General features: G+C 48.2%; 19 protein-coding genes. 11 read left to right on the forward strand and 8 right to left on the reverse strand.

The features are described 5' to 3' along the window. Positions 1 to 5: 5 nt before the first annotated feature. Both AB8599_RS01520 and cysC read left to right on the forward strand, forming a co-directional pair. A complete protein-coding gene (locus AB8599_RS01520; RefSeq protein WP_407332058.1) occupies positions 6 to 1,733 on the forward strand; it encodes an SLC13 family permease in 1,728 nt (575 codons plus the stop codon). A gap of 17 nt (positions 1,734 to 1,750) precedes the next feature. Continuing rightward, positions 1,751 to 2,371 (forward strand): adenylyl-sulfate kinase, encoded by a 621-nt coding sequence (cysC, locus tag AB8599_RS01525; protein ID WP_407332059.1) that lies wholly within the window; start codon positions 1,751 to 1,753, stop codon positions 2,369 to 2,371. A 42-nt stretch (positions 2,372 to 2,413) separates the two neighbouring features. Here cysC and AB8599_RS01530 read toward each other — a convergent pair whose 3' ends face one another. After that, positions 2,414 to 3,331, reverse strand: a complete 918-nt coding sequence (locus AB8599_RS01530; RefSeq protein WP_407332060.1) for a TIGR03899 family protein — start codon at positions 3,329 to 3,331, stop codon at positions 2,414 to 2,416. Positions 3,332 to 3,624: 293 nt separating this feature from the next. Continuing rightward, entirely contained in the window at positions 3,625 to 4,197 is a 573-nt protein-coding gene (locus tag AB8599_RS01535) for a YtfJ family protein (protein WP_407332061.1), read from the reverse strand. Between the two features lie 505 nt (positions 4,198 to 4,702). Between AB8599_RS01535 and AB8599_RS01540 the strand changes: the two genes are divergently transcribed. Then, positions 4,703 to 4,912, forward strand: a complete 210-nt coding sequence (locus tag AB8599_RS01540) for a DUF1107 domain-containing protein (RefSeq protein ID WP_407332062.1) — start codon at positions 4,703 to 4,705, stop codon at positions 4,910 to 4,912. A gap of 118 nt (positions 4,913 to 5,030) precedes the next feature. Here AB8599_RS01540 and msrA read toward each other — a convergent pair whose 3' ends face one another. Beyond that, positions 5,031 to 5,672 (reverse strand): peptide-methionine (S)-S-oxide reductase MsrA, encoded by a 642-nt coding sequence (msrA, locus tag AB8599_RS01545; protein ID WP_407332063.1) that lies wholly within the window; start codon positions 5,670 to 5,672, stop codon positions 5,031 to 5,033. A gap of 149 nt (positions 5,673 to 5,821) precedes the next feature. On the opposite strand from msrA, the gene AB8599_RS01550 reads away from it, so the two are divergent. Next, positions 5,822 to 7,546: an autotransporter assembly complex protein TamA gene (locus tag AB8599_RS01550; protein ID WP_407332064.1), complete on the forward strand. Its 1,725-nt coding sequence runs from the start codon at positions 5,822 to 5,824 to the stop codon at positions 7,544 to 7,546. After that, the gene (locus tag AB8599_RS01555; protein WP_407333158.1) at positions 7,546 to 11,280 is read left to right on the forward strand and encodes a translocation/assembly module TamB domain-containing protein; all 3,735 of its coding nucleotides are present in this window, start codon (positions 7,546 to 7,548) and stop codon (positions 11,278 to 11,280) included. Before AB8599_RS01550 ends, AB8599_RS01555 begins: the two co-directional genes overlap by 1 nt. A 116-nt stretch (positions 11,281 to 11,396) precedes the next feature. On the opposite strand, the gene fbp is transcribed toward AB8599_RS01555, so the two are convergent. Then, complete coding sequence (gene fbp / locus AB8599_RS01560) at positions 11,397 to 12,413, reverse strand: class 1 fructose-bisphosphatase (RefSeq protein ID WP_407332065.1); 1,017 nt, start codon at positions 12,411 to 12,413, stop codon at positions 11,397 to 11,399. A gap of 306 nt (positions 12,414 to 12,719) precedes the next feature. Between fbp and mpl the strand changes: the two genes are divergently transcribed. Together mpl and AB8599_RS01570 are read left to right on the forward strand one after the other, a co-directional pair. Continuing rightward, entirely contained in the window at positions 12,720 to 14,084 is a 1,365-nt protein-coding gene (gene mpl, locus AB8599_RS01565) for a UDP-N-acetylmuramate:L-alanyl-gamma-D-glutamyl-meso-diaminopimelate ligase (protein ID WP_407332066.1), read from the forward strand. Between the two features lie 13 nt (positions 14,085 to 14,097). Further along, positions 14,098 to 14,718, forward strand: a complete 621-nt coding sequence (locus AB8599_RS01570) for a flavin prenyltransferase UbiX (RefSeq protein WP_407332067.1) — start codon at positions 14,098 to 14,100, stop codon at positions 14,716 to 14,718. A 95-nt stretch (positions 14,719 to 14,813) separates the two neighbouring features. Here the strand turns inward: AB8599_RS01570 and AB8599_RS01575 are convergent, their stop codons facing one another. The 3 genes from AB8599_RS01575 to argR all read right to left on the reverse strand — a co-directional run bounded on the left by AB8599_RS01575 (position 14,814) and on the right by argR (position 18,747). Further along, entirely contained in the window at positions 14,814 to 15,251 is a 438-nt protein-coding gene (locus AB8599_RS01575; RefSeq protein ID WP_407332068.1) for a universal stress protein, read from the reverse strand. Between the two features lie 57 nt (positions 15,252 to 15,308). Next, the gene (locus AB8599_RS01580; protein ID WP_407332069.1) at positions 15,309 to 17,882 is read right to left on the reverse strand and encodes a TRAP transporter permease; all 2,574 of its coding nucleotides are present in this window, start codon (positions 17,880 to 17,882) and stop codon (positions 15,309 to 15,311) included. Positions 17,883 to 18,276: 394 nt separating this feature from the next. Then, positions 18,277 to 18,747 carry a transcriptional regulator ArgR gene (gene argR / locus AB8599_RS01585; protein ID WP_407332070.1) on the reverse strand — a complete coding sequence of 157 codons (471 nt, stop codon included), beginning with the start codon at positions 18,745 to 18,747 and terminating at the stop codon, positions 18,277 to 18,279. A gap of 301 nt (positions 18,748 to 19,048) precedes the next feature. On the opposite strand from argR, the gene mdh reads away from it, so the two are divergent. Further along, positions 19,049 to 19,984 (forward strand): malate dehydrogenase, encoded by a 936-nt coding sequence (gene mdh, locus AB8599_RS01590; RefSeq protein ID WP_407332071.1) that lies wholly within the window; start codon positions 19,049 to 19,051, stop codon positions 19,982 to 19,984. Positions 19,985 to 20,073: 89 nt separating this feature from the next. Here the strand turns inward: mdh and ispB are convergent, their stop codons facing one another. After that, on the reverse strand, positions 20,074 to 21,045 hold the full coding sequence (gene ispB, locus AB8599_RS01595) for an octaprenyl diphosphate synthase (RefSeq protein WP_407332072.1): 972 nt from the start codon (positions 21,043 to 21,045) through the stop codon (positions 20,074 to 20,076). 269 nt (positions 21,046 to 21,314) lie between these two features. Here ispB and rplU point away from each other — a divergent pair, with 269 nt between their 5' ends. The 3 genes from rplU (at position 21,315) to cgtA (ending at position 23,459) form a co-directional block, all read left to right on the forward strand. Further along, positions 21,315 to 21,626 (forward strand): 50S ribosomal protein L21, encoded by a 312-nt coding sequence (rplU, locus tag AB8599_RS01600; protein WP_016959029.1) that lies wholly within the window; start codon positions 21,315 to 21,317, stop codon positions 21,624 to 21,626. Between the two features lie 17 nt (positions 21,627 to 21,643). Further along, positions 21,644 to 21,901: a 50S ribosomal protein L27 gene (rpmA, locus tag AB8599_RS01605; RefSeq protein WP_028023518.1), complete on the forward strand. Its 258-nt coding sequence runs from the start codon at positions 21,644 to 21,646 to the stop codon at positions 21,899 to 21,901. Positions 21,902 to 22,280: 379 nt separating this feature from the next. Then, complete coding sequence (cgtA, locus tag AB8599_RS01610) at positions 22,281 to 23,459, forward strand: Obg family GTPase CgtA (RefSeq protein WP_407332073.1); 1,179 nt, start codon at positions 22,281 to 22,283, stop codon at positions 23,457 to 23,459. The last annotated feature ends 41 nt before the right edge of the window (positions 23,460 to 23,500 follow it).

Consider the following 23,500-nt stretch of genomic DNA (forward strand, 5'->3'; position numbering starts at 1 on the left):
CCATCATGAGCTGGGATCAGTCTCTGGTGATGGGTTTGCTGCTGGCAGTGGTCGCAGGCTTGGTGTTTACCAAGATCAAGCCTGCCATCTTGTTTGCGGCGGTGGCCTTTGTTGTCTTTCAATCTGGATTGATCTCGGTCGAGGCATTGGCTGGTAACTTTACCAACAGTTCCTTGCTTACCCTGGTGATGTTGATTCTGGCGTCAGCGGCGTTAGAAAAAACCCGATTGGTGAGCTGGGTCAGTGGTCAACTTTCCACGGGTCGATTAGGCACCGTCGTGGCCAAGCTTGGCCTGTCGACTGCTGTTTTGAGCTCATTTACTAACAACACCGCGGTGGTGGTTTCCTTGATTGGTGCTGTAAAACGTAACCGTCGTCATGCCCCATCGCGTTTGTTGATCCCGCTGTCTTATGCGGCGATCTTGGGGGGAACCCTCACGCTGATAGGCACGTCCACCAACCTGATCATTAACAGCTTTGTTGAAAGTGCGGGTTTGCCTTCTCTTGGCTTTTTCGCGCCATCGATGATCGGCCTTGCTGTGTTGGCGGGTGGCTTGTTGGTATTGATCCCGTTCTGCTACCTACTACCCAACCATGACGATCAAAGCGAAGATGATCTGCCTTATGTATTGGAAGCTGTTGTCACCAAAGGATCACCGTTAGTCGGCAAGACCGTGGCTGAAAATGATTTACGTGCATTGCGCCGATTATTTCTCGCAGAAATTGTGCGCCATGGTGAGCTTATCGCGCCGGTTTGCCCTGATACGGTATTGCGTGAAGGGGATAAACTGCAATTTTGTGGCGACGTAGAAAGCGTGGCTACCTTGCAAGAAATTGAAGGTCTGGCGCTGTTTGGTCAACATCATATTAATGGTCAGAACTTACTAGAATTGGTTGTCAGCCACAGTGCGTCTATTTTGGGGAAATCACTCAAAGAAGCCAAATTTCGTGAAAATTTTGATGCGGTAGTGGTGGCCATTCGTCGCGGTCATGAAAAACTTGAAGGCGGCTTAGGCAACATCTCCTTGCAAGCGGGTGATACCTTGGTGATCGTGCCGGGTAAAGGCTTTGCCAAAGCGCAGCAGCGATTGCAGCGTGAGTTTGTGTTGGTCAATGGCTTGGATTCCAGCGCGCGTTTAGATTCCGCGATGAGTGCGTGGGTGCTTGTCGGTTTTGCTACTGTTATTGGCGCAGCCTTGATGGAATGGATACCGCTTCTCAATGGTTTGGTGGCGTATCTCACCGTGCTGTTACTAACGGGAGTGGTCAGCCTGGTAGAAGTGAAACGCCGTTTCCCCGCCGAGATTGTCGTGATTGTCGGCAGTGCGCTAAGTTTGGCACAATTGATGATTACTTCTGGGCTTTCCGAGCAAATGGGCCAGCTTTTTATCTTTTGGTTTAATGGTTGGGGAGTGTACGGGGCGTTGATCGCAACTTATTTACTGACGCTGGTATTAACTGAATTAGTGACCAACAATGCAGCTGCCGCGTTAGCCTTTCCGATTGGATATAGCCTCGCTCTCGGATATGGAGTAGATCCCATGCCATTTATTATGGCAGTCTTGTTCGGCGCGAGTGCGAGCTTTATCTCGCCTTATGGTTACCAAACCAATTTGCTGGTCTACAGTGTGGGTAATTACCAATTGATGGATTACCTGCGCATCGGATTGCCCCTGTCGCTGGTGTATTCTGCGCTGGTGCTGGGATTGATTCCGGTATTTTTTCCATTTTAATCAACAAGGATAGAGTTATGAGTGCTTTGGACTCGAAGCATACGGATGAAAACGTAGTGTGGCACAGCCATGCTATAGATAAGAACTTCCGTGCCGAGCAGAAAAAGCAACGTCCGGCACTGTTGTGGTTTACCGGCTTGTCTGGTTCAGGTAAATCGACAGTTGCAGGTGCGCTGGAAAACAAACTGGCAGAGCTGGGTTACCACACCTATCTGTTAGACGGTGACAATGTGCGCCATGGACTGTGTCGCGATCTTGGTTTTTCGGATCACGATCGTCGCGAAAACATTCGTCGTGTCGGTGAAGTCGCCAAGTTGATGACCGATGCAGGGCTTATCGTGCTATCCGCGTTTATTTCACCGTTTCGTGAAGAGCGTGCTTTGGTACGTGAACTGTTGCCGCAGGGCGAGTTCTTTGAAGTGTATGTTGATACGCCGCTAGAAGTGTGTGAATCACGCGACCCTAAGGGGCTGTATAAAAAAGCCCGTGCGGGGGAAATCAAAGCGTTTACAGGAATTAGCTCGGCCTATGAAGCGCCAGAGCAACCTGAAATTCATCTGCACACGGATCAACATGAGATTGATGCGATTGTTGAGCAATGCCTTAGCGTATTGCGTGATCAAGGTGTGATCGCCTGATCGACACCTGATCACATATGTTGAGCGCTTCTGTTGTTGTGCTTACGCTTTTTCGTTGACGGTTGATCCGACATCACTGTCGATGGAAAACGCGCGCGACAGAAGCGCAATTAATGCGTCCAGATATTCTGGGTGGGATTTCTGACCCACCAGCTTAGCCAATTCGTTACCTGTCGGACTAAAGCGGTAGTAATAGATCCGTGAGCCTTTACGAAGCGGTGTGATCATAAAGGTTTTTCCTTGCCCGCTAAGAGGAATAGAAGAGGCTGGGTCTAACAGACCTGATTCTAATTCGGTTCTCAAAATGAGTCCGAGATCCATCAAAAGCATCAAATCGGTAAAGGGCAGCTTGAAACTTCCCAGTGCCAATCTCTCCGCAAGATCCGGCTTAAAATACCTGCGCATGCCATTTTCTGGCTGGCGAAACCCCGTTATCAATTTATTGGAACCGTCGCTACCAAAGGTGCAGGCGAGTGAACATGCGCGTTGTAGCGCTTGTGCCTCTCGCTGAGTCATGGTCTCTAGCAGTGCGAGCGCTTTGAGAGATGTGCTTCCGGGTTTTAGGATCTCTTGCTTTAAGATCCGCGCCCATAAGTTTTGCATCCCTTCGCCGTATATGGTTTTTGCCATGTCGAAGAAGCGGTACAGCCAATCAGGATCCGGCGATCGGGAGGTTTCATCTCGGCAAAGGTCGTGGGCAATCTTAATGATCTGCTCAAGGTTGGCTTGCTGCTGTTGCTTGATCTGTAACTGTCTAAATGCCGCTCGTGTCGTCAGGCTGTCGTGCTCAATTTCGTGCAACTTTGCATCAATATGGTGAGCCGTCGCAATGGCAGATACCCTCTGCTGACTGGATTTGACATGATTCTCTTGGCTGCTCTGTGCGCGACCTGTGTGTTTCTTGTCGTTTTCGTCGATGATGACCGCTTCAATCACCACGTTTTTCTTGGGTTCAGCCATATTATCGTCCGCCTAAATGCGATAAATGAATGTTTTAGCAATGGTTTCGCAAGATAGGTTATCAATCAGCTATGTTAAAATTAATTTAAATTTGTTAACATTTAGCGAAATGCCGAACAAACAAGGAGGAGTCATCGCAGTGAAGAAGTTCAAAGTGAATTCTGTGAATATCCTGCTTGTCGTTTTTTATATTGCTACCTTGCTTTATCTGTCTCAGTTTATCGGCTAGTTGGTGAAAAACATTAAAAAAACCCGCCATTGGCGGGTTTTTTCGATTCAAGCAGTGAGTAAGATCACTGCATCAGCTTATTGACTAAATCAATAACTTGCGTCACTTCGGCATCGCTTAGTGCACCCTCTTTAGCAAAGCGAACCTCGCCTTGAGGGTCAATGACGACGATGGCAGAACTCTCGTCTTTTAGGTGCCATGCTTTTGCCACTGCGCCACTTTCATCCAATACGATAGATGACCAGCTGAACTCTTTTTTGCTGTCTTCTGCCGATGATTTTACAAAACCGCCCGTACCCCAGATGGCGTCATCTTGGTTGATGATAGTGGTGGTTTGGTACTTATCATTCGGAAAATCAGCCGCTTTGATGGCCTCCACTAGCGGTGCATTCATTTCTTTGGCACTACTGCGTCCTGCAATCGCCTGAATGATGCGCACTTTGCCAGTGAGATCGCTGCTGTTCCATGTTTGATAGCCGATTTTATCCCCATTTAATGTCAACTCACCGTATTTTTCGACAGTGGCTGAAGGGACGGGTTGGCCGTTAGAAATGATATGTGCCGAAGCGAAACCTGAAATGAGAGCGGTTGCTAAGGCCAGAGTTTGAATACAACGCAGAGTTTTAATACAACGCATAGAGGTGATGTCCCCATTTATTAGTGTGTGGTTTACCTTCGTACCCTCCATACATCGAAAATACATCGAACTCAGAGCACCTCATCGATTCTAATGTGATGAGCCAAAAATGGATGGAATGATGATCCCATTTAACGCTTCATCGTATATATCAATGACTGAAGTCCTTCATCTTTAGGAGGTTACGGTATTTGACTATAGCTGATACAGGGTGTCTGCCCGTATCAATAACAGATCCAACCACTCAAAATCGGAAAAATCCTTTGCACTAAAAGGAATCATTTTTGAGGCAAGGTGTCATATTTTTGCCATTTGATTATTTTTAGCTACGCTTACTCGGTGTGGCAAGAAATAGGGAATCCTTGCCCGTAACAGCTGTCCAATTTTGTACGGGAACACTCCCTGAACTTTTGGCATTTAGATTGCATCGCAAAAATGTCGGCCATCAGTGAAACTTTTGGCGTGCGATACAGGTCTTTTATATTGGCATGGAAGGAGTTCATCAATGTTTCGTATTTTTAATCAATACCGTCCGCGTCAGGTTGCTCGCTACGTGAAAGGTTTTTTCCGTGGTCGACTTTATATCGATGGCGTTGGTGCATTCGAATTTGATGGTGGGAGATTGCTTCCGCCAACGAAAAAAGACAAGCGAGCGCTGACTGTGATGTCCGAAGTGAATAATGAGATCAGGGCAATGACCGCCGCCGCCGCGTAAACACGTTGCGATCATAGTGATCAACAAACAAAAAAACGCCCGTCGATGACGGGCGTTTGCGTTTCTGCGGTTTAGCGCTAAATCTGACCCTATTTGTCACTTAAAAAGATCAGCGTGTTCATCGCTCCCAAGGGGGCAAGCAGACACCAGTCCCGCCAATGCCACAGTACCCGTTCGGATTTTTATGCAGATACTGCTGGTGGTACGTTTCTGCAAAATAATACGCCCCTGCGAGAGCGATTTCCGTTGTAATATCTGCCGGTTTTCCTGCATCAGCCAATGCTTGTTGATAGGCTGATTTACTGGCAAGTGCCGCTTCTTTTTGTTCGTTATCAAAGTAATAGATCGCTGAGCGGTACTGTGTTCCGACATCATTTCCTTGGCGCATCCCTTGTGTGGGATCATGACTTTGCCAAAAGTGTGTCAAAATAGCCGCCAGAGAAATCTTATTTGGGTCATACACGACTTGCACAACTTCGGTATGACCCGTTTGTGCAGTACACACATCTTGATATGTCGGGTTGACAGTAAAACCGCCACTGTAGCCAACTGACGTCGAGACGACGCCATCTAGCTTCCAAAACAGGCGCTCAGCGCCCCAGAAGCAACCCATGGCGATAAGTATCTGAGACAGATCATCAGGTGCACTTTTACTCAGAGGCGTGCCGTTGACGGCGTGAGATTCAGCCGGAATAATCTCAGTGGGTCGGTCAGGAAGTGCTTGTTCAGCAGTAACCTTTGTTTGTTTATTGTTGAGCATGCTGCGACTCCTTGTCGTCTGGATCGTTGTGATTCCATATTTATCGTGGTTTGGTGCACTTTTGCAACAAGACATCTGATCATATGGAGGGTCATACTGTTCAGTAAGAATCAAATTGGCTCTCAGGGTGAGAGAAAGACGTACGGTTGATGATAAAAAAACGATTAATACCTTGGGTACTAAGTGGATTCGTGTTGATGCCTGGGATGGCTATCGCCAGCGTGGATTTCGACATCAAAGGGCTAGACGATGCACTCGAGGAAAATGTCAGCATTTACATTGACGCTATCCCTGAAAGTGAACGACGACTGAATTTTCGCCTTCAAACCCGAGTGGCGGATGAAGTCAAAAAGGCACTTCAAGCTTTGGGTTACTACTCTCCTGTCATTACTTTTAAGGTTGAAGACCAAACGTCAGACTCTGATGCCACCATTGTGCTCAACATAGACCCGGGCAAGCCAATCATTATTTCAGAGGTGGATATTCAGCTCGACGGCGATGCCACCAAAGACGAAGCTTTTGCCGCGCTGTTGGAAACGGCACCCAAAAAAGGCGATATCCTAAATCAGGGTAAATATGATTCGCTCAAATCGGGGATTCAAAGCCTGGCTATCCGCCGTGGCTATTTCGATGGAGAATACACGCTTACACGTCTAGAGGTCGCCCCTGGTCTTCATGAAGCATTTATTCGCCTCCATTTCAGCAGTGGTATGCGTTTCCACTTTGGCGATGTTTATTACCACAATAGTCAGATTAACGAAGAGCGACTAAACAGCATGCTGACTTTTGAAGAAGGTCAGCCCTATCTGGTTAGTGATTTGGGGGCGTTCAATCAGGCGTTAGCGAATACGGGCTGGTTTTCATCTGTGTTGGTCGAGGCGGGATTAGATGATTTACGCCAAGACAGAGTGCCCATCTCGGTCAGTCTCGAGCCTGCGCCGCGAAACCAGTTTGAAACGGGTATTGGCTATTCAACGGATGTTGGGCCTCGCGTGAAAATAGGCTGGAAAAAGCCATGGTTTAATAGCCGAGGGCACAGTCTAAATACGGACTTGTATGTGTCGAGCCCCAAGCAAACTCTTGAGTCGACCTACAAGATCCCACTTGAAGACGTGCAGCGTGAGTACTATCAGGTTCAAGTGGGTGTTGAGAATCTTGATAACAATGACACCCAAAGTTTAGAGCTGACCTCGTCTATTTCTCGTCATTGGAAATATGACACGGGCTGGCAGCGTTCCGTTTATCTGCGTTGGTTGTATTCTGACTATACCCAAGGCAGTGTTTCAGACATATCCAATCTTATTTTGCCGGGCATCAACTTTTTACGCGTAAGAAGCCGTGGTGGCGCGATGCCTTATTGGGGTGACAAACAGTCGATCACGTTTGAAATGGCCGATCCTCTCTGGGGTGCTGACATCAATCTATATCGCGTGATTGGGCAAACAACTTGGATTCGAAGCCTTAACAACAATAACCGATTTATCTTTCGCGCGAATGGTGGCGGTGTGTTTACCGATGATTTTGAGCGTGTACCGCCGTCTCTGCGCTTTTTCGCTGGTGGTGATAACAGTATTCGTGGTTACAGCTATGAGTCTATTTCCCCCAAAGATGCCGAAGGCAAACTTGAGGGTGGTAGCTACTTGGCAACGGGCTCGCTTGAATACAATTATCGCGTTACGGGCAACTGGTGGGCAGCCTTGTTTACCGATGCTGGTGATGCGTGGACAGGCAGTGCCCCTGAATGGAAAACCTCAGCCGGTGTTGGTGTGCGTTGGGAATCCCCCGTGGGTCCTATCAGCTTGGATGTCGCCCATGGATTCGAAAACAAAGATGATAATTTCATGATCCACTTTAGTTTGGGGCCAGAATTGTGATTCGCTGGCTGAATCGTTTTGTTATTGCCATCGTCTTTTTGTTGGTACTTGTTGTGCTCGCTGTTGGGGCACTGCTGCTGACGCCTGCAGGGGTGAGAATTGCGGTTTGGGGGGCTCAAGAAGCAGTTCCTGAATTGACGATCGAGAAAAGCCGAGGTTCGCTGCTCAATGGTTTTACGCTCAACGGTATTTCCTACCAAAGCCCTACATTCTCTTTGACGGGGAAATCGCTGTCGCTCGACATCGAAAGCAAGTGCCTATCTGGCCCCGCTTTGTGTATTGACGGTTTAACGGCTGATGGTTTGGTGGTCACCGTCAGCGAAACGGAGCCATCGCCAGAAGAACCTTCAGCGCCTCTCGCGCGCATATCGACCCCTATTCCAGTATTCCTCACTGGCGTGTCTTTGAGTGATATCTCCCTTGATATTCTTGGGACTAAGGTTCACTGGGACAGCTTGACTGCCGCGGCGCAAATGCAGCGTGATACGCTAACGTTGAAACCGACCAAATGGCAGGGAATTAATCTGGAACTGGCGGCGTCCAGTGAGAGCGAAGAGACAAAAACGGATACGTCCGCGAACACAGACATTGATGCATCGTCACAAGGCATCGTGTTGCCTGAAGTGACCTTGCCATTAAATGTCGTGATCGAGCGTTTCGAACTCAAAGATGCCACCTTATTACTGCCAGAAAAACAGGTCATTCATCAATTTTTGTTGGTCGGTAAGGCGGCTGGGAGCGACATTACGCTTTCACAAGTGGTGCTGGATGCTGAGCAAGGCAAAGTCTCGTTGAATGGCAATGTTGCCCTTGCAGGGGATTACCCGCTTACGGTAGAAGCGGATGCCAGCATTCGCATGCCGCCTTTGGGTGGACACTCACTGAGCCTCGATGCGAAAGGCGATCTGAGTGCGTTGGCATTGGGTGCCCAGCTAAAAGGCACCTTGCTTGCTAATCTTTCTGGCAAGCTCAATGTCCTTAATCCTAATCTACCGTTCGATTTGCTGTTAAACAGTAAGAATCTGCAGTGGCCGATTGATACAGCCGCAGAATATCGACTCCGATCTACCTCACTCAATGCTCGTGGCAGCCTGAAGCGCTATAACGCCACATTGAAAACATCCGCCTCGGGCGATGCGATTCCGGATATGGCACTTTCAACCAAACTGAGTGGCGATTTGTCTGAAATCACCTTGAGTGATTTTAAGCTCATGACGTTAGGCGGTGACATTGCAGGCACAGCGAATGTTGGCTGGGCGGACAAGGTGAAATGGGAAACGGCGCTCGATTTTAACGACATTCAACCTGGTCTCAAGTGGCCCGAGGCAGAAGGTAAGCTCTCGGGGCAATTTGAAAATAACGGTGAGCTCACCTCTCAAGGTGGTTGGAAAATCAGTGTTCCCGAGCTGGACATTAAGGGCATTGTGCGCGATCAGGCGTTGACCTTGGTGGGCCAGGTAGATGCCTCTGATGTGAAGGGCAAAGGCGATATTAAGGTAGAAACACAAGGTTTATCGCTACGCCATGGTCCGAACCAAGTGGCAGTCAGTGGACGTATCGACAACACCTTAGCGTTAAACTTGAAGCTGAATTTACCCAAGTTGTCGGCGTCTTTGCCGCAAGCAGGCGGCAGTATTCAAGGCGATGTGGCGCTGTCTGGCACCTTGAAAAAGCCAACGGCGTCGATGACGCTAAATGCCAAAACACTGCGCTGGGAACAATTGGTGAAGGTACAAAGCGTCAATGTTCGTGGCTCGGTGACACCGCTCCCTATCGTTAGCGGTGGCCTAATTGTTGATGTCACAGGTTTGAAAGCTGAAGGCGTGGATGTGTCTCAGCTATCGCTTCGTGCCTCAGGGGATGAAAAAGATCAAACCCTGACAGTGTCCTTGAAGGGCAAACCAGTCGGCGCAGATTTGGCGCTGCGTGGTAGTTTGGATCGTAACAAAGGCTGGAAAGGCACCTTGTATGAATCCAAACTTAGTACGCCTGTCGGGCCTTGGAAACTAGCGAATGATGTACCGTTAGGCTTTGATTTGAAAACCAGTAAGGTTGACGTTGGCGCATTTTGTTTGATGCAGAGTCAAAGCCGTATCTGTTTGGATAAACGAATTTCAGTCTCAGACAGCGGCGCTGCGAAGGTGTCTATCGTTGATTTTAACCTTGATATTATCCAATCGTTTTTGCCCGTCACGACGACCTTATCAGGGGCGCTTAATGCCAATGCCGATGTGGCGTGGAAACCCAATGTACTGCCTACGGTAAAAGCTTCAGTCTCCCTAGGTAAAGGGCAAGTGGTTGAACAGCTCGATCAACCATTTACACTGGGTTGGGACAAGACGTTGCTGAACGCAACGCTGAAAGATAACAAGCTCAATGCCGATCTTTTGATTGATGTGACCAACAACGGTTCAATTTCTCTCAACGCGCTGATGACCAATTTGTCGGGCAAAAAGCGTGCTTTGCAAAGCACTTTTGACATTAACGCGATTAATCTCGATCTGCTTACGCCTTTATTCGGTGAAGAGTCAAAATTTGCTGGCATGCTAAACGGTAACGTGGTGATTAATGGTGACCTTAATGCACCAACTGCCAATGGCAGCATTAAACTCACGGGATTGGAATTGCAAAGCCAGTCTGCGCCCGTGGAGGTGCGACAAGGCAATGTGGCCATTGCGTTAACAGGGAAGCAGGGAAGTATCTCAGGTGATATTAAAACGCCGGATGGTGATTTGGTGCTGTCGGGGGATGCAGATTGGCGTGATCTCAATGCTTGGCTAGCTTCTCTTAATGTTAAAGGGGAAAGACTAAAAGTGGTGGTGCCGCCCATTGTGGCACTGGAAGTGAGCCCTGACATGACCTTAAAAGCAACGCCTCAGCAAATCGACGTGACGGGTAATGTATCCGTGCCTTGGGGGCGCATTGTCGTTGAGTCTTTACCGCCATCGGCAGTGCAAGTTTCCAGTGATGTGGTGATACTCAATGACCAATTGAAACCTGTCAGCGAAAACGAGAGTTCACCTATTACGGTTAACGCTCAAATTGCGGTCAATATTGGCAATGATGTGCGGCTTGAAGCCTTCGGCCTTAAAACCAATCTGGTTGGAAAGCTCGATGTGGGTAGCAATAGCAAAGGCCCTAGCGTCAGCGGAGAGATCAATCTGAAGGAAGGGACTTATCGTTCATTCGGTCAGGATTTGCTCATTAAAAAAGGCCAAATTCTGTTTAATGGCCCGCCTGAGCAACCGTATCTTCAGGTTGAAGCTATCCGCAACCCTAATGCAATTAATGATGGCGTGGAAGCCGGTATTCGCGTGACAGGCCCTGCTGATTCACCAGAAGTACAGGTGTTCTCTGATCCTGCTATGCCGCAGGCAAATGCCTTGTCTTATTTGACCCGAGGGCAAAACCTTGACAGCGAGTCAGACGGCAACGCAATGACATCTATGCTGATTGGTCTAGGGCTTTCACAAAGCGGCAAGCTAGTGGGCCAAATTGGTGAAGCCTTTGGCGTTCAGGACTTGAGCTTAGATACCTCGGGTAGTGGTGATGACGAAAAAGTAGAAGTGTCAGGCTACATTCTACCGGGTCTTCAGGTGAAGTATGGGGTGGGGATTTTTACCAGTTTGCCAGAGTTTACGGTGCGCTATCGACTGCTGTCAGATTTGTACGTTGAAGCCGTGTCGGGCGCAGACAATGCGGTCGATCTGCTTTACCAATTCAGTATTAAGTAGGGCAGCAACTGGGGCAGCATGGTTCAATAAACAGCCCGCATGATGCGGGCTGTTTGGTTTCTATAGATTCTTTCACGTATTAAGGCGCAGGGTTATTTCCGCGCTTTTGCGCTCGCTTAATGGGTGTCAGGGTTTTCAGCAATAAATGCTTCCAACTTGTTCACCATATTGGTCGAGCCAACAAAAAATGGCACGCGCTGGTGCAATTCTGTCGGTTTGATGTCCATGATGCGTTGTTTGCCGTCAGACGCTTTACCACCCGCCTGCTCGATGATGAATGCCATCGGGTTGCATTCGTAAAGAAGGCGCAACTTGCCGCTCGGATAGGCTGCGGTGCTTGGGTAAAGGTACAAGCCGCCTTTGAGCATATTACGGTGGAAATCAGACACCAGTGAGCCAATATAGCGTGACGTATATGGGCGGCCTTGTTCGGGTTCATTTTCCTGACAGTACTTGATGTACTTCTTCACGCCCTGTGGAAACTTAAAGTAGTTCCCTTCGTTGATGGAATAAATCTGGCCATCTTTCGGCACGGTAATGCTTTCATGAGACAAGCAGAAAACGCCGATAGACGGGTCATAAGTGAAACCATGAACGCCATTACCTGTGGTGTAAACCAGCATGGTGGACGAGCCATAAATGATGTATCCCGCAGCGACTTGTTGATTGCCAGGTTGAAGGAAATCTTCCATGGTCGCAGGCCCGCCTGTTGGAGAGACACGGCGATAAATGGAGAAAATAGTGCCGACAGAGACGTTAACGTCAATGTTGGATGAGCCATCGAGAGGATCCATTAAGATCACGTATTTGGCGTTATGCCCTTGTGCGTTGTCGAAGATAACGGCGTCATCTTCTTCTTCACTGGCAACACCGCAGACCTGATCTCGCGCAGCCATGGCTGCTTTGAATTTTTCATTAGCATAAACGTCCAGCTTTTGTTGTTCTTCTCCCTGCACGTTTTCGCCGCCGATGGCACCCGTGATATCAGCAAGCCCCGCTTTGTTGATTTCACGGTTGACGATTTTTGCCGCCAAACGAATGGACGACAAGAGAGAGCTCAGCTCACCGCTCGCATGTGGATACTCATGCTGTTTTTCAATGATGAACTCGCCAAGTGTACGCATATCTGACATTTCAGATCCTTTTGATGTCTGTAACTAAATTCTTGGGTAAGATGCTTGAAAACAAAGAGGTGTACGCCACAAGCGTTAGGCGAAAAATGCTCCTTATTTTCTCAAGTTGATTTCAGCGAAAACCAAGCCTCATGTTCTTAGTGGTATGCGTGAACGCATTCCTTGTCATGGTATGGCGGGATAGAAAATCAACTTGTTACAAAGTTTATAGTGTAGAACTTTTTATTCGTACCGAAGTAATTTGGACGTGTCCGGAACTGTGATCGCCCTGCGATACAGAACGGGTAACTAGGCTGGCGGAAGCGTATGCATATACATATTTTGGGAATTTGCGGCACGTTTATGGGTGGTGCTGCCATTCTGGCAAGACAGTTGGGCCATAAAGTGACAGGGTGTGATGCCAATGTGTATCCGCCAATGAGCACACTACTTGAATCACAAGGGATCGAGATCATTCAAGGTTACGATCCTTCTCAGCTTGATCCCGCACCTGATCTGGTGGTGGTTGGTAATGCCATGAGTCGTGGTAATCCTTGTGTGGAATATGTGCTGAACAAAAACCTGAATTACACGTCAGGCCCACAATGGCTGTTGGATTTCCTTCTTAAAGATCGTTGGGTACTGGCTGTAGCAGGGACACACGGTAAAACCACCACGGCAAGTATGTTGGCGTGGGTGTTGGATTCATGCGGCTATCAACCGGGCTTTTTGATTGGCGGCGTGCCGGGCAATTTCGGTGTGTCTGCGCGTCTTGGTGAAAGCATGTTTTTCGTGGTGGAAGCCGACGAATATGACAGCGCTTTTTTCGATAAGCGCTCCAAATTTGTTCATTATCATCCTCGTACCTTGATCCTCAACAATCTTGAGTTTGATCATGCCGATATCTTCGACGATCTGGCGGCTATTCAGCGTCAATTTCATCATTTGGTGCGCACGGTTCCTGGCATTGGCCGCATCATTGCGCCTTCTAATGATACCAATGTTAAAGAGACACTAGATAAAGGCTGCTGGAGTGAATTGGAGTTCGCCGGTGAAGATGGCCTTTGGCGCGCTGAAAAACGCCAAGCCGATGGCAGCGAATTTGATGTTTGGTTTGAGGGGGAATGGGTTGGTACTGTGTGTTGGGATTTGATTGGCGATCATAACGTCAACAATGCACTGATGACCATTGCGGCCGCCCGTCACGTAGGTGTTACGCCAGATTTAGCCTGCGAAGCGCTGGGAAGTTTCATCAACACCAAGCGCCGCCTTGAACACAAAGGTGAATTTGCGGGTGTCACTGTCTATGACGATTTTGCTCACCATCCCACAGCCATCAAGACCACGCTGGAAGGGCTGAGAGCGAAAGTCGGTGAAAAACGTATTCTTGCTGTGCTCGAGCCGAGATCCAACACTATGAAGCTTGGCGTACATAAAGAAGATATTGCGCCTTCTTTAGACTGTGCAGATGCAGTAATGCTGTTCCAGCCAGATCATATTAAATGGTCAGTTGATGATGTTGCTAAGGCCTGTAAAGCGCCTTCTAAGACGTTCGATGATATTGATCTTCTGGTGCAAGGCATTGCACAAGAAGCGCAAGCGGGTGACGTTATACTGGTGATGAGCAACGGTGGTTTTGGTGGTATCCACGACAAGCTTAAATTGGCATTGGAACAAGGTGTACAAGGATGAAATGGTAACGTTGATGAACGACAAACGCATTACCTTGGCTTGGAGCGGTGCATCTGGCGCGCCATATGGCCTTCGTTTGCTTGAGTGTCTGCTGGCAGCAGATTATGAAGTGTATCTTCTGATCTCATCCGCAGCGAGAGTCGTGTTAGCCACTGAGCATGGCTTGAAGTTACCTTCAGGCCCCGAGGCAGCTCAACAAGCACTCGTTAAACACTTGAGTGTACCGACTGACAAGCTAGTGGTATGCGGCAAAGAAGACTGGTTCTCTCCGGTGGCATCGGGTTCAGCTGCGCCTAAGAAAATGGTGGTATGCCCGTGTTCAGCAGGATCGCTCGCGGCAATTGCTCATGGCATGTCTGATAATTTGGCTGAACGTGCGGCGGACGTGGTGTTAAAAGAGCGAGGCCAACTGTTGCTGGTGGTGCGCGAAACACCGTTCTCAACGCTGCATTTGGAAAATATGCTCAAGCTTTCCAAAATGGGTGTCACCATCATGCCGGCTGCGCCAGGGTTTTATCACCAGCCTCAATCCATCGACGACTTGGTAGACTTCATGGTGGCAAGAATTCTTGATCACTTAGGAATTGAACAGGTGTTGGTGCCTCGCTGGGGATATGATCACCGCAGCGAGTGATATGGCGATGTTCAAGCAAGATGACATTGAAATAACACATTGAAATGAAAAAAAGGGCGGTTCGCAATGACCGCCCTTTTTATGTCTGAAGGTTATCAGCCTTGTGGCTTTAAAATCAGCACGTTAACTTTTGATTGCTCCAGCACTTTTGAAGCGACTGAGCCTATCAGCAATTTGTTGGCTTTCGAGCGCTTATGGCTTGGCATCACAATCAAATCACAACCTAGGGTATCAGCGGTTTTCACGATCGCTTTATACGGTTTCCCTTCGGCAACGGATATGTCATACGCCACACCATCAGGCACCATTCGCTCTGCGAAAGCCTTGAGGTTCAGCTTGACGTCTTGCTTCATTTTACGCGCTGCGTCTTCTGGGAAATACGACGCCACCATGGAATTATGTATCCCTGGCAATGCGGTTAAAAGATGAAGGGTCGCGCCAGTTTGAGCTGCTAACCAAACTGCATGTTCAACGGCGTTATCGGCAAAACTCTCATCATTCAAATCAACGGGGACCAGAATGTGTTTATACATGAGTGACACTCTCTTATTCGTTAGTGAACAGTCGGGGCGCGAACGCCCCAGCCGAATTTAAGCCGCTAGTTTAATGCGACGACGCTGATTCCACGCCAGTACACCCAACAACAGGAAGGTTGGAATGAATACCCACTCTTTCATTGGTCGATCAGCTGGCGTGCTGACTTGAACGATTTCCCAATCAAAGTCGATTCCCGCTTTTTCTGCTGGGCTGCCAAATTGGATCATATCGACAAATTTCGCGCCATCTTCATCTCGAAGTTCCAATCCTGTCGACAAGACGCGAGCTAAACCTTCAGCTTGCGCTGTATCTACAGGCAGATGAACGTGCTTGGTGATGATATCGCCATCGATATTTTCACCGCGAACTTGCAAGTTAAGCGTTTGACCATCAGGCAGTTTTTCCGCCACTTCAATAATAGCAGAACCCTCAAAGTCATTCGTTGGTGCGTATACCTCATCCCAGAAAAATCCGGGACGGAAAAGCGCGAATGTGATGAGAAGCATTAAGACGGTTTCCCACCACTTGTTTTTGGTTAGCCACCACCCTTGGGTTGCAGCAGCAAACACGAGCATTGCTACGGTTGCTGAAACAATGGTGAGGATCAAATGCACAGGACCATCAATATCGAGCAACAACAACTGGGTGTTGAAGACAAACATAAACGGCAAAATGGCAGTACGAATATCGTAGGTAAAACCCTGTATACCCGTTTTTATTGGGTCGGATTTGGCTATCGCAGCAGCAGCAAAAGCAGCCAAGCCCACTGGTGGCGTGTCATCGGCAAGAATACCGAAATAGAACACGAACAAGTGAACCGCAATCAATGGAATGATCAAGCCAGATTGTGCGCCTAAGGTAACGATAACTGGTGCCATCAGAGTCGATACGACGATGTAGTTTGCTGTGGTCGGCAAGCCCATACCAAGCAACAAGCTGATCACTGCAGTGAACAGAAGCATAAGTATGATATTGCCGCCAGAGACAAATTCGACAAAGTCAGTCATTACAAGGCCGATACCGGTTAGTGTCACTACACCAACTACGATACCCGCGGCAGCGGTAGCAACACCGATACCGATCATGTTGCGCGCGCCTGTTACAAACGCTTCTGTCAGATCAACAAAGCCCGCTTTGGTTTCTGTGTCCATTGGGTTCTTCTTGTTGAAAAACGCGAGCAGTGGACGGTGCGTCACAACGATAAACATCATGAACAGGGTGGCCCAGAATGCAGACAAACCCGGTGAAAAACGCTCAACCGTTAAACACCAAACCAGCACAAAAATAGGCAAAAGATAATAAAGACCTGCGCGAGCGGTTGGACCAGGTTCTGGCACCTCTGACAAATCTGCCGCGGCAGGGTCTTCGACGGCGTCAGATTTGTAGCGTGATGAATAGCGAACTAGTGCTACGTACGCAACCATCACAACAATACCGATTACCACGGTTGCTGCAGCGCCGAACACATCTTTTGTCCAGCCAATACCATAGTAGACAGCAAGGCTTAGCACGATCATGCCGACAATCACTGTCATGTAAGAGAACAGGCTCTCAAGGAACGTCGGTTTATGGCGACGAGGGAGTCCTTCCATGCCTGCCTTGCAGGCTTCGAGGTGAACAATGTAAATCAGCGCGATGTAGGATATTAGCGCCGGCAAAACAGCGGCTTTAATGACCTCTACATATGAAATGCCGACGTATTCGACCATGAGAAATGCAGCTGCACCCATGATAGGTGGCGTTAGCTGACCATTGGTTGAAGCCGCAACTTCAACAGCACCGGCTTTGACACCGGAAAAGCCAACACGCTTCATAAGAGGTATGGTAAACGTACCCGTGGTAACAACGTTCGCGATAGATGAGCCAGATACCAGACCGGACAGGCCTGATGCCACAACCGCCGCTTTCGCTGGCCCACCACGCATGTGACCGAGTAATGAGAATGCGACTTTAATGAAGTAGCCACCTGCGCCTGCTCTGTCTAATAACGCACCAAATAGTACGAATAAGAATACGAACGAGGTTGAAACGCCAAGCGCTACACCAAATACGCCTTCTGTGGTTAGCCACAGATGTGACATGGCCTTATTGATACTCGCGCCTTTGTGGGCGATGACATCAGGCATATGAGGGCCGGCAAAGGTGTAAAGCAAGAAGAAACCTGCCACGACCATTAACGGTGGACCCAGTGCGCGGCGCGTTGCTTCAAGCAACAACACCATCCCCATCACAGACACAACAATGTCAATTTGAGTGGGGGCGCCTGCACGTGATGCTAATTCGTTGTAGAAGAGGAATAAATAGCCTGCCGCAAAGCTCCCTAATGCCGCAAAAACCCAATCAAGCGCAGGGATACGATCACGAGGGGAGGATTTAAACGCAGGGTACGCAGTAAACGCCAAGAAGATGGCGAAAGCGAGGTGGATAGATCGTGCTTCAGTATCGTTAAGTAAGCCGAACCCAAAAATGAATGGCAGCGGTGAGGCATACCAAAGCTGGAATAGGGACCAGCATAGTGGAACGAACCACAATATTCGCCCCGGTATTCCTAATGGAGCTCTGGCCCCAGTGTCCGCCTGCGCAACAATGTCTTGAGCATCAAGCGGTGTCTCGGTCGTCTTCGTCATGCCATTGTCCCTCTATTGGCAAATGAAAGTGTAAAAACATCTGACATCAGATGTGGATAACCCGCATCGAAGCGGGCTATCTCCTCAGCTCGTTTTATACGGCCATTTCTTTTTCATCCGGTGATGTCAGCTGTAACGCATCGTCAGGTAAAGACGGGTTTACTCGGTGTAAATTGTTGTGTCTAGTGATGAATGATAACAAACTTGTATCGAGAATTTAAAACTAGAGAAATGTTTTGTCATGACCTTTCACATCGAAGTGTGGCTTCGGGAGTAAGAAAATGCAAAAGTCTCAGATTTGAGAAGGGTTTTAATGAAAGCATTGTGTGTGAGGGGAGAGAAAGAGGCAGAAGCTTAAAGAAACATCCTGCCATAATTTGCGTTTTTTACCGTATTAACGACTGTAATCAAACAGGCTGCAAACCGCGTTGAAAAGGCCTTCTGTCGTGGTAGCGCGTGTTGGGGTAATAAAGATGGTGTCATCACCAGCAACCACACCAAGAATACCTTCTGCTTTGCCCAATGAATCGAGTAAACGCGCGATTAACTGTGCTGCGCCAGGACCTGTGTGAATAACGACTAATGCATCATTGTAGTCAATATCCATCACCAACTCTTTGAGTGGGCTGCTGGTGGTAGGCACACCCAGTTCAACAGGCAGGCAATACACCATTTCCATTTTCGCGTTTCGCGTACGCACCGCACCAAACTTGGTCAGCATTCGTGAGACTTTTGATTGGTTAATATTTTCGTAGCCCTGCGCTTTCAGCGCATCAACGATTTCACCCTGCGAGCTAAATTTTTCTTCTTTTAGGATGGACTTAAAGGCTTTGACTAATAGATCTTGCTTGTCTGAATTGCGCATATTTCTTCTTTCTTACCCGTGTCACGATGGCGCATTTTTGCATAGTGATTCAGTCGCGAGCAATAAAATCCGCATTAAAGTGACGCACCTATCACCTTTCAACAGCAGGAGAGGGCATTAAAAAGAAAAATGAGAAGCGTGGCTTATCCTTACCCTCATAAGCTTGTCGGCACTGACTTAAGCCACGTATGATGCGATGAGGTCTACAACAAGGGAGTAGGTGTCGGCTATTTTGTAAACCTCAAAGACAACTACATCCCAAAGGTCTGATATAAAAATAATCGTAAATAAGGAGAACGTGATGAAAGTTGCTGTGATTGGCGCCGCTGGAGGCATTGGTCAAGCTTTAGCCCTGCTTTTGAAAAACCGTCTGCCTGCGGGCTCAGATCTGGCATTGTATGACATTGCCCCTGTAACACCTGGTGTTGCCGTTGATCTTAGCCACATCCCGACACCTGTATCGATCAAAGGCTACTGTGGCGAAGATCCAACGCCTGCACTTGAAGGTGCTGACGTTGTATTGATCTCTGCGGGTGTTGCTCGTAAGCCTGGTATGGATCGTTCTGATCTGTTCAACGTAAATGCTGGCATCGTTCGTTCTCTCAGTGAAAAAATTGCCGATGTTTGCCCAAAAGCGTTGATCGGTATTATCACTAACCCTGTGAACACCACAGTGGCCATTGCTGCAGAAGTGCTGAAAGCCAAAGGTGTTTACGACAAGAACCGTCTGTTTGGTATCACGACACTGGACATCATTCGTTCAGAGACCTTTGTGGCTGAGCTAAAAGGTAAAGATCCAAGCAACGTGCGTGTGCCGGTTATTGGTGGCCACTCTGGTGTGACGATCCTACCTCTGCTTTCTCAAGTTGAAGGTGTTGAGTTTACCGAAGAAGAAGTGGCTGCTTTGACACCACGCATCCAAAACGCGGGTACCGAAGTGGTAGAAGCGAAAGCGGGTGGCGGCTCTGCAACATTGTCTATGGGTCAAGCGGCATGTCGCTTTGGTCTGGCGCTAGTACGCGCTGCTCAAGGTGAGAAAGACGTGGTTGAGTGTGCATATGTAGAAGGTGACGGCAAATACGCACGTTTCTTCGCACAACCCGTACGTTTGGGAAAAAATGGCGTAGAAGAAATTCTAGACCATGGCCCACTCAGTGCGTTCGAACAAGACGCACTAGACAGCATGTTAGACACGCTGCGTAAAGACATCACCTTGGGTGAAGAGTTTGTGAAGTAATCACAAGCCAGATACGAAAAAAGCGGCTGATTAAGCCGCTTTTTTTATGTCTGATATCCGACGACGGATAGGGAAAAGGTCATTCACCTTTACTTGCGGCGGCGTACAGCGATGTGTGCCAGCGCTTTCAATGCATCCTTGTATTCGGATTCAGGCAATGGCGCGAGCGCTTCAATCGCTTTCTCCGCTTCTTGCTCAGCACGTTGGCGGGTGTATTCCAAGGAGCCAACTTGTTCCATGCAGGTCAATATCAGCTCGAGCTTATCAAGACCATTGCCTTGTTCAATGGCTTCGCGGATCATGGCAGCTTGCTGCTCATTACCATTCGCCATCGCGTGAAGCAGGGGCAGTGTCGGTTTGCCTTCGGCTAAATCATCGCCTGTGTTCTTGCCCATTTCATCGCCCTGTGAGGTGTAGTCCATCACATCGTCGATAAGTTGGAATGCGGTGCCTAAATAGCGACCGTAATCCTGCATGGTAGATTCGATGTCTTGAGGCGCCTCAGCAAGAATAGCACCAATTTGCGTGGCAGCTTCGAACAGGCGAGCGGTCTTCGAGTAGATCACCTGCATGTAGCTTTCTTCGGTCGTGTCAGGATCGTTACAGTTCATTAACTGCAGCACTTCACCTTCAGCGATCACATTTGTCGACTCACTCATGACATCAAGGATCCTTAAGGATCGAAGCTGTGTCATCATCTGAAACGAGCGTGTGTAGATAAAATCGCCTACCAGCACGCTGGCAGCATTGCCGAACATCGCATTTGCGGTCGCTTTGCCACGACGAAGATCAGATTCGTCCACGACATCATCATGGAGCAAAGTGGCAGTGTGGATAAATTCGACAAACGCGGCAGCAGTGACATGCCCCTCACCCTGATAATTGAGTGATTTTGCAGCCAATAGCGCGAGCATAGGGCGCAGACGTTTGCCTCCACCGCTGACGATATAAAAACCCAGCTGGTTGATCAATGCGACGTCAGAATCAAGTTGCGCAAGAATTTTTTTATCCACTTTTGCCATGTCGTCGGCAATAAGTGCTTGGATGGTGTTAAAGTCCATTGATGCGTCCGGTCCAAGGGATGAATGCAGTGTGAAACTGTCATTTTTTCGATGATAGTACACTAAATTTTTAGCCTCGACACAGGGTCTTTAATGAGAAAAACGAGGCTTAGTAACAGTGGACAGGTTTTCACCAATTTTCTTTCATTGCCCTATTGCCAGTTGGCAAATCTTGCCGTAGAATTCGCGCCCTATTGATGAATTAAATGCGCACCCCTCACTGTACACTTTTTAAACACAGTAGGCTGTGCGGAAATGCGGAGAAACCCATGTACGCAGTTTTCCAAAGTGGTGGTAAACAACACCGTGTAAGCGAAGGCCAAACTATTCGCTTGGAAAAGCTAGACATTGAAACTGGCTCATCAGTTGAGTTTGATTCAGTTCTGCTGGTTGCTAACGGTGAAGAAGTTACTGTTGGCGCACCGTTCCTGGCTGGCGGCAAAGTAACTGCAGAAGTAGTTACGCACGGTCGTGGCGACAAAGTTAAAGTCGTTAAATTCCGTCGTCGTAAGCATTCTCGTAAGCAAATGGGCCACCGTCAGTGGTTCACTGAAGTCAAAATTACTGGCATCAGCGCTTAATTTAGGAGAAGAGAAAAATGGCACATAAAAAAGCTGGCGGTTCTACTCGTAACGGCCGTGATTCAGAAAGCAAACGTCTAGGTGTTAAGCGCTTCGGTGGTGAATCTGTTCTTGCAGGTAACATCATCGTTCGTCAACGTGGTACTAAATTCCACGCTGGCACTAATGTAGGTTGCGGTAAAGACCACACTCTATTCGCTTTGACTGATGGCAAAGTGAAGTTCGAAGTTAAAGGTCCTAAGAACCGTAAGTTCATTAGTATCGAAGCTGAATAATAGCACTCGAACTTATTCTGAAGCCCTGCCTTACGGCGGGGCTTTTTGTTGTATATCCAAGTGACTTTTAAGAAAAGGCTATTGCCTCTTTGACGTGACTTGGATATATAGCGTTTAAAGGCGACTAAGCAGCTATATTTGCGTGAACTTCGCTCTGTGAAGTGTAAGGATTCTCGTCACGCAAACGTCACAGGTGTTACGAATAGGTTTGTTCGAACACAATGCATGACGATATCAAACGAAGTGCGGCATTTGATCCTAAGATCATTATGATCATCAGCCCAAAGTGCTCCATCAGGGTGCTGCTAAATCGCCAATGTTAACCCGATGACATGTAATACCTAACTTGGTTTAGGTGATGCTGGGTATGGAGAAGAAAATGAAATTTGTAGACGAAGCGGTGATCCGCGTTGAAGCGGGAGATGGCGGCAATGGTACCGTTAGCTTCCGTCGTGAAAAATATGTCCCTCGTGGCGGCCCTGACGGCGGTGATGGTGGTGATGGCGGCGATGTTTATTTGCTTGCCGATGAAAACCTGAATACGTTGATCGACTTCCGTTTTGAGCGCTTCCATGCGGCCCTTCGTGGCGAAAATGGACGTGCGGGTAACTGTACCGGTAAACGTGGTGATGATCTGGTATTGAAAGTGCCAGTGGGCACACGTGCTGTTGACGAAGATACTGGTGAGATCATTGCCGATCTGACTCAGCATGGTATGAAGATCATGGTCGCGAAAGGTGGCTGGCATGGTTTGGGTAATACCCGATTCAAGTCGTCAGTAAACCGTGCGCCTCGCCAGAAAAGTATGGGCACTAAAGGTGAATTACGTCACCTTCGCCTAGAGCTGTTGTTGCTGGCTGACGTGGGTATGCTTGGCTTGCCAAATGCGGGTAAATCGACCTTCATTCGTGCAGTATCTGCAGCAAAACCAAAAGTGGCGGATTATCCGTTCACTACCTTGGTTCCAAGCCTTGGTGTTGTGCGTGTCGCACAAGACAAGAGCTTTGTTATTGCCGATATCCCTGGATTGATTGAAGGTGCAGCTGAAGGTGCGGGTCTGGGTATTCGCTTCTTGAAACACCTAGAGCGTTGTCGTGTGCTGCTACACATGATCGACCTGATGCCTGCTGACGGTTCAGATCCTGTCGATAACGCCTTTACCATCATTGAAGAGCTGCAACGTTACAGTGATAAATTGGCTGACAAACCGCGTTGGATCGTCTTTAACAAGATTGATCTCATGTCGGAAGAAGAAGCTGAAGCTCAGATTGAACGTGTGCTAGAAGCGCTTGCTTGGGATGAACCTTATTACGCGATTTCTGCGATCAATAAAGGTAACACTCAACAGCTGACGTTTGATTTGATGGAATTCATCCAATCTCTTCCAGCGGAACTGACAACAGAAGTCGCTGAAGAGAATAAAGTTGAATTCAAGTGGGATGATTACCACGAGCAGCAGCTTAAGAAACAACAAGAAAGCGCTGATGATGACGACGATGATGATTGGGATGACTGGAATGAAGACGACTACGACGTCGAAATCATTTACCGTCCGTAATTATCCGTTATAAAAAAAACCGCCCATCGAGGCGGTTTTTT

The organism is Enterovibrio litoreus, from assembly GCF_045679545.1.
Classification (GTDB): domain Bacteria; phylum Pseudomonadota; class Gammaproteobacteria; order Enterobacterales; family Vibrionaceae; genus Enterovibrio.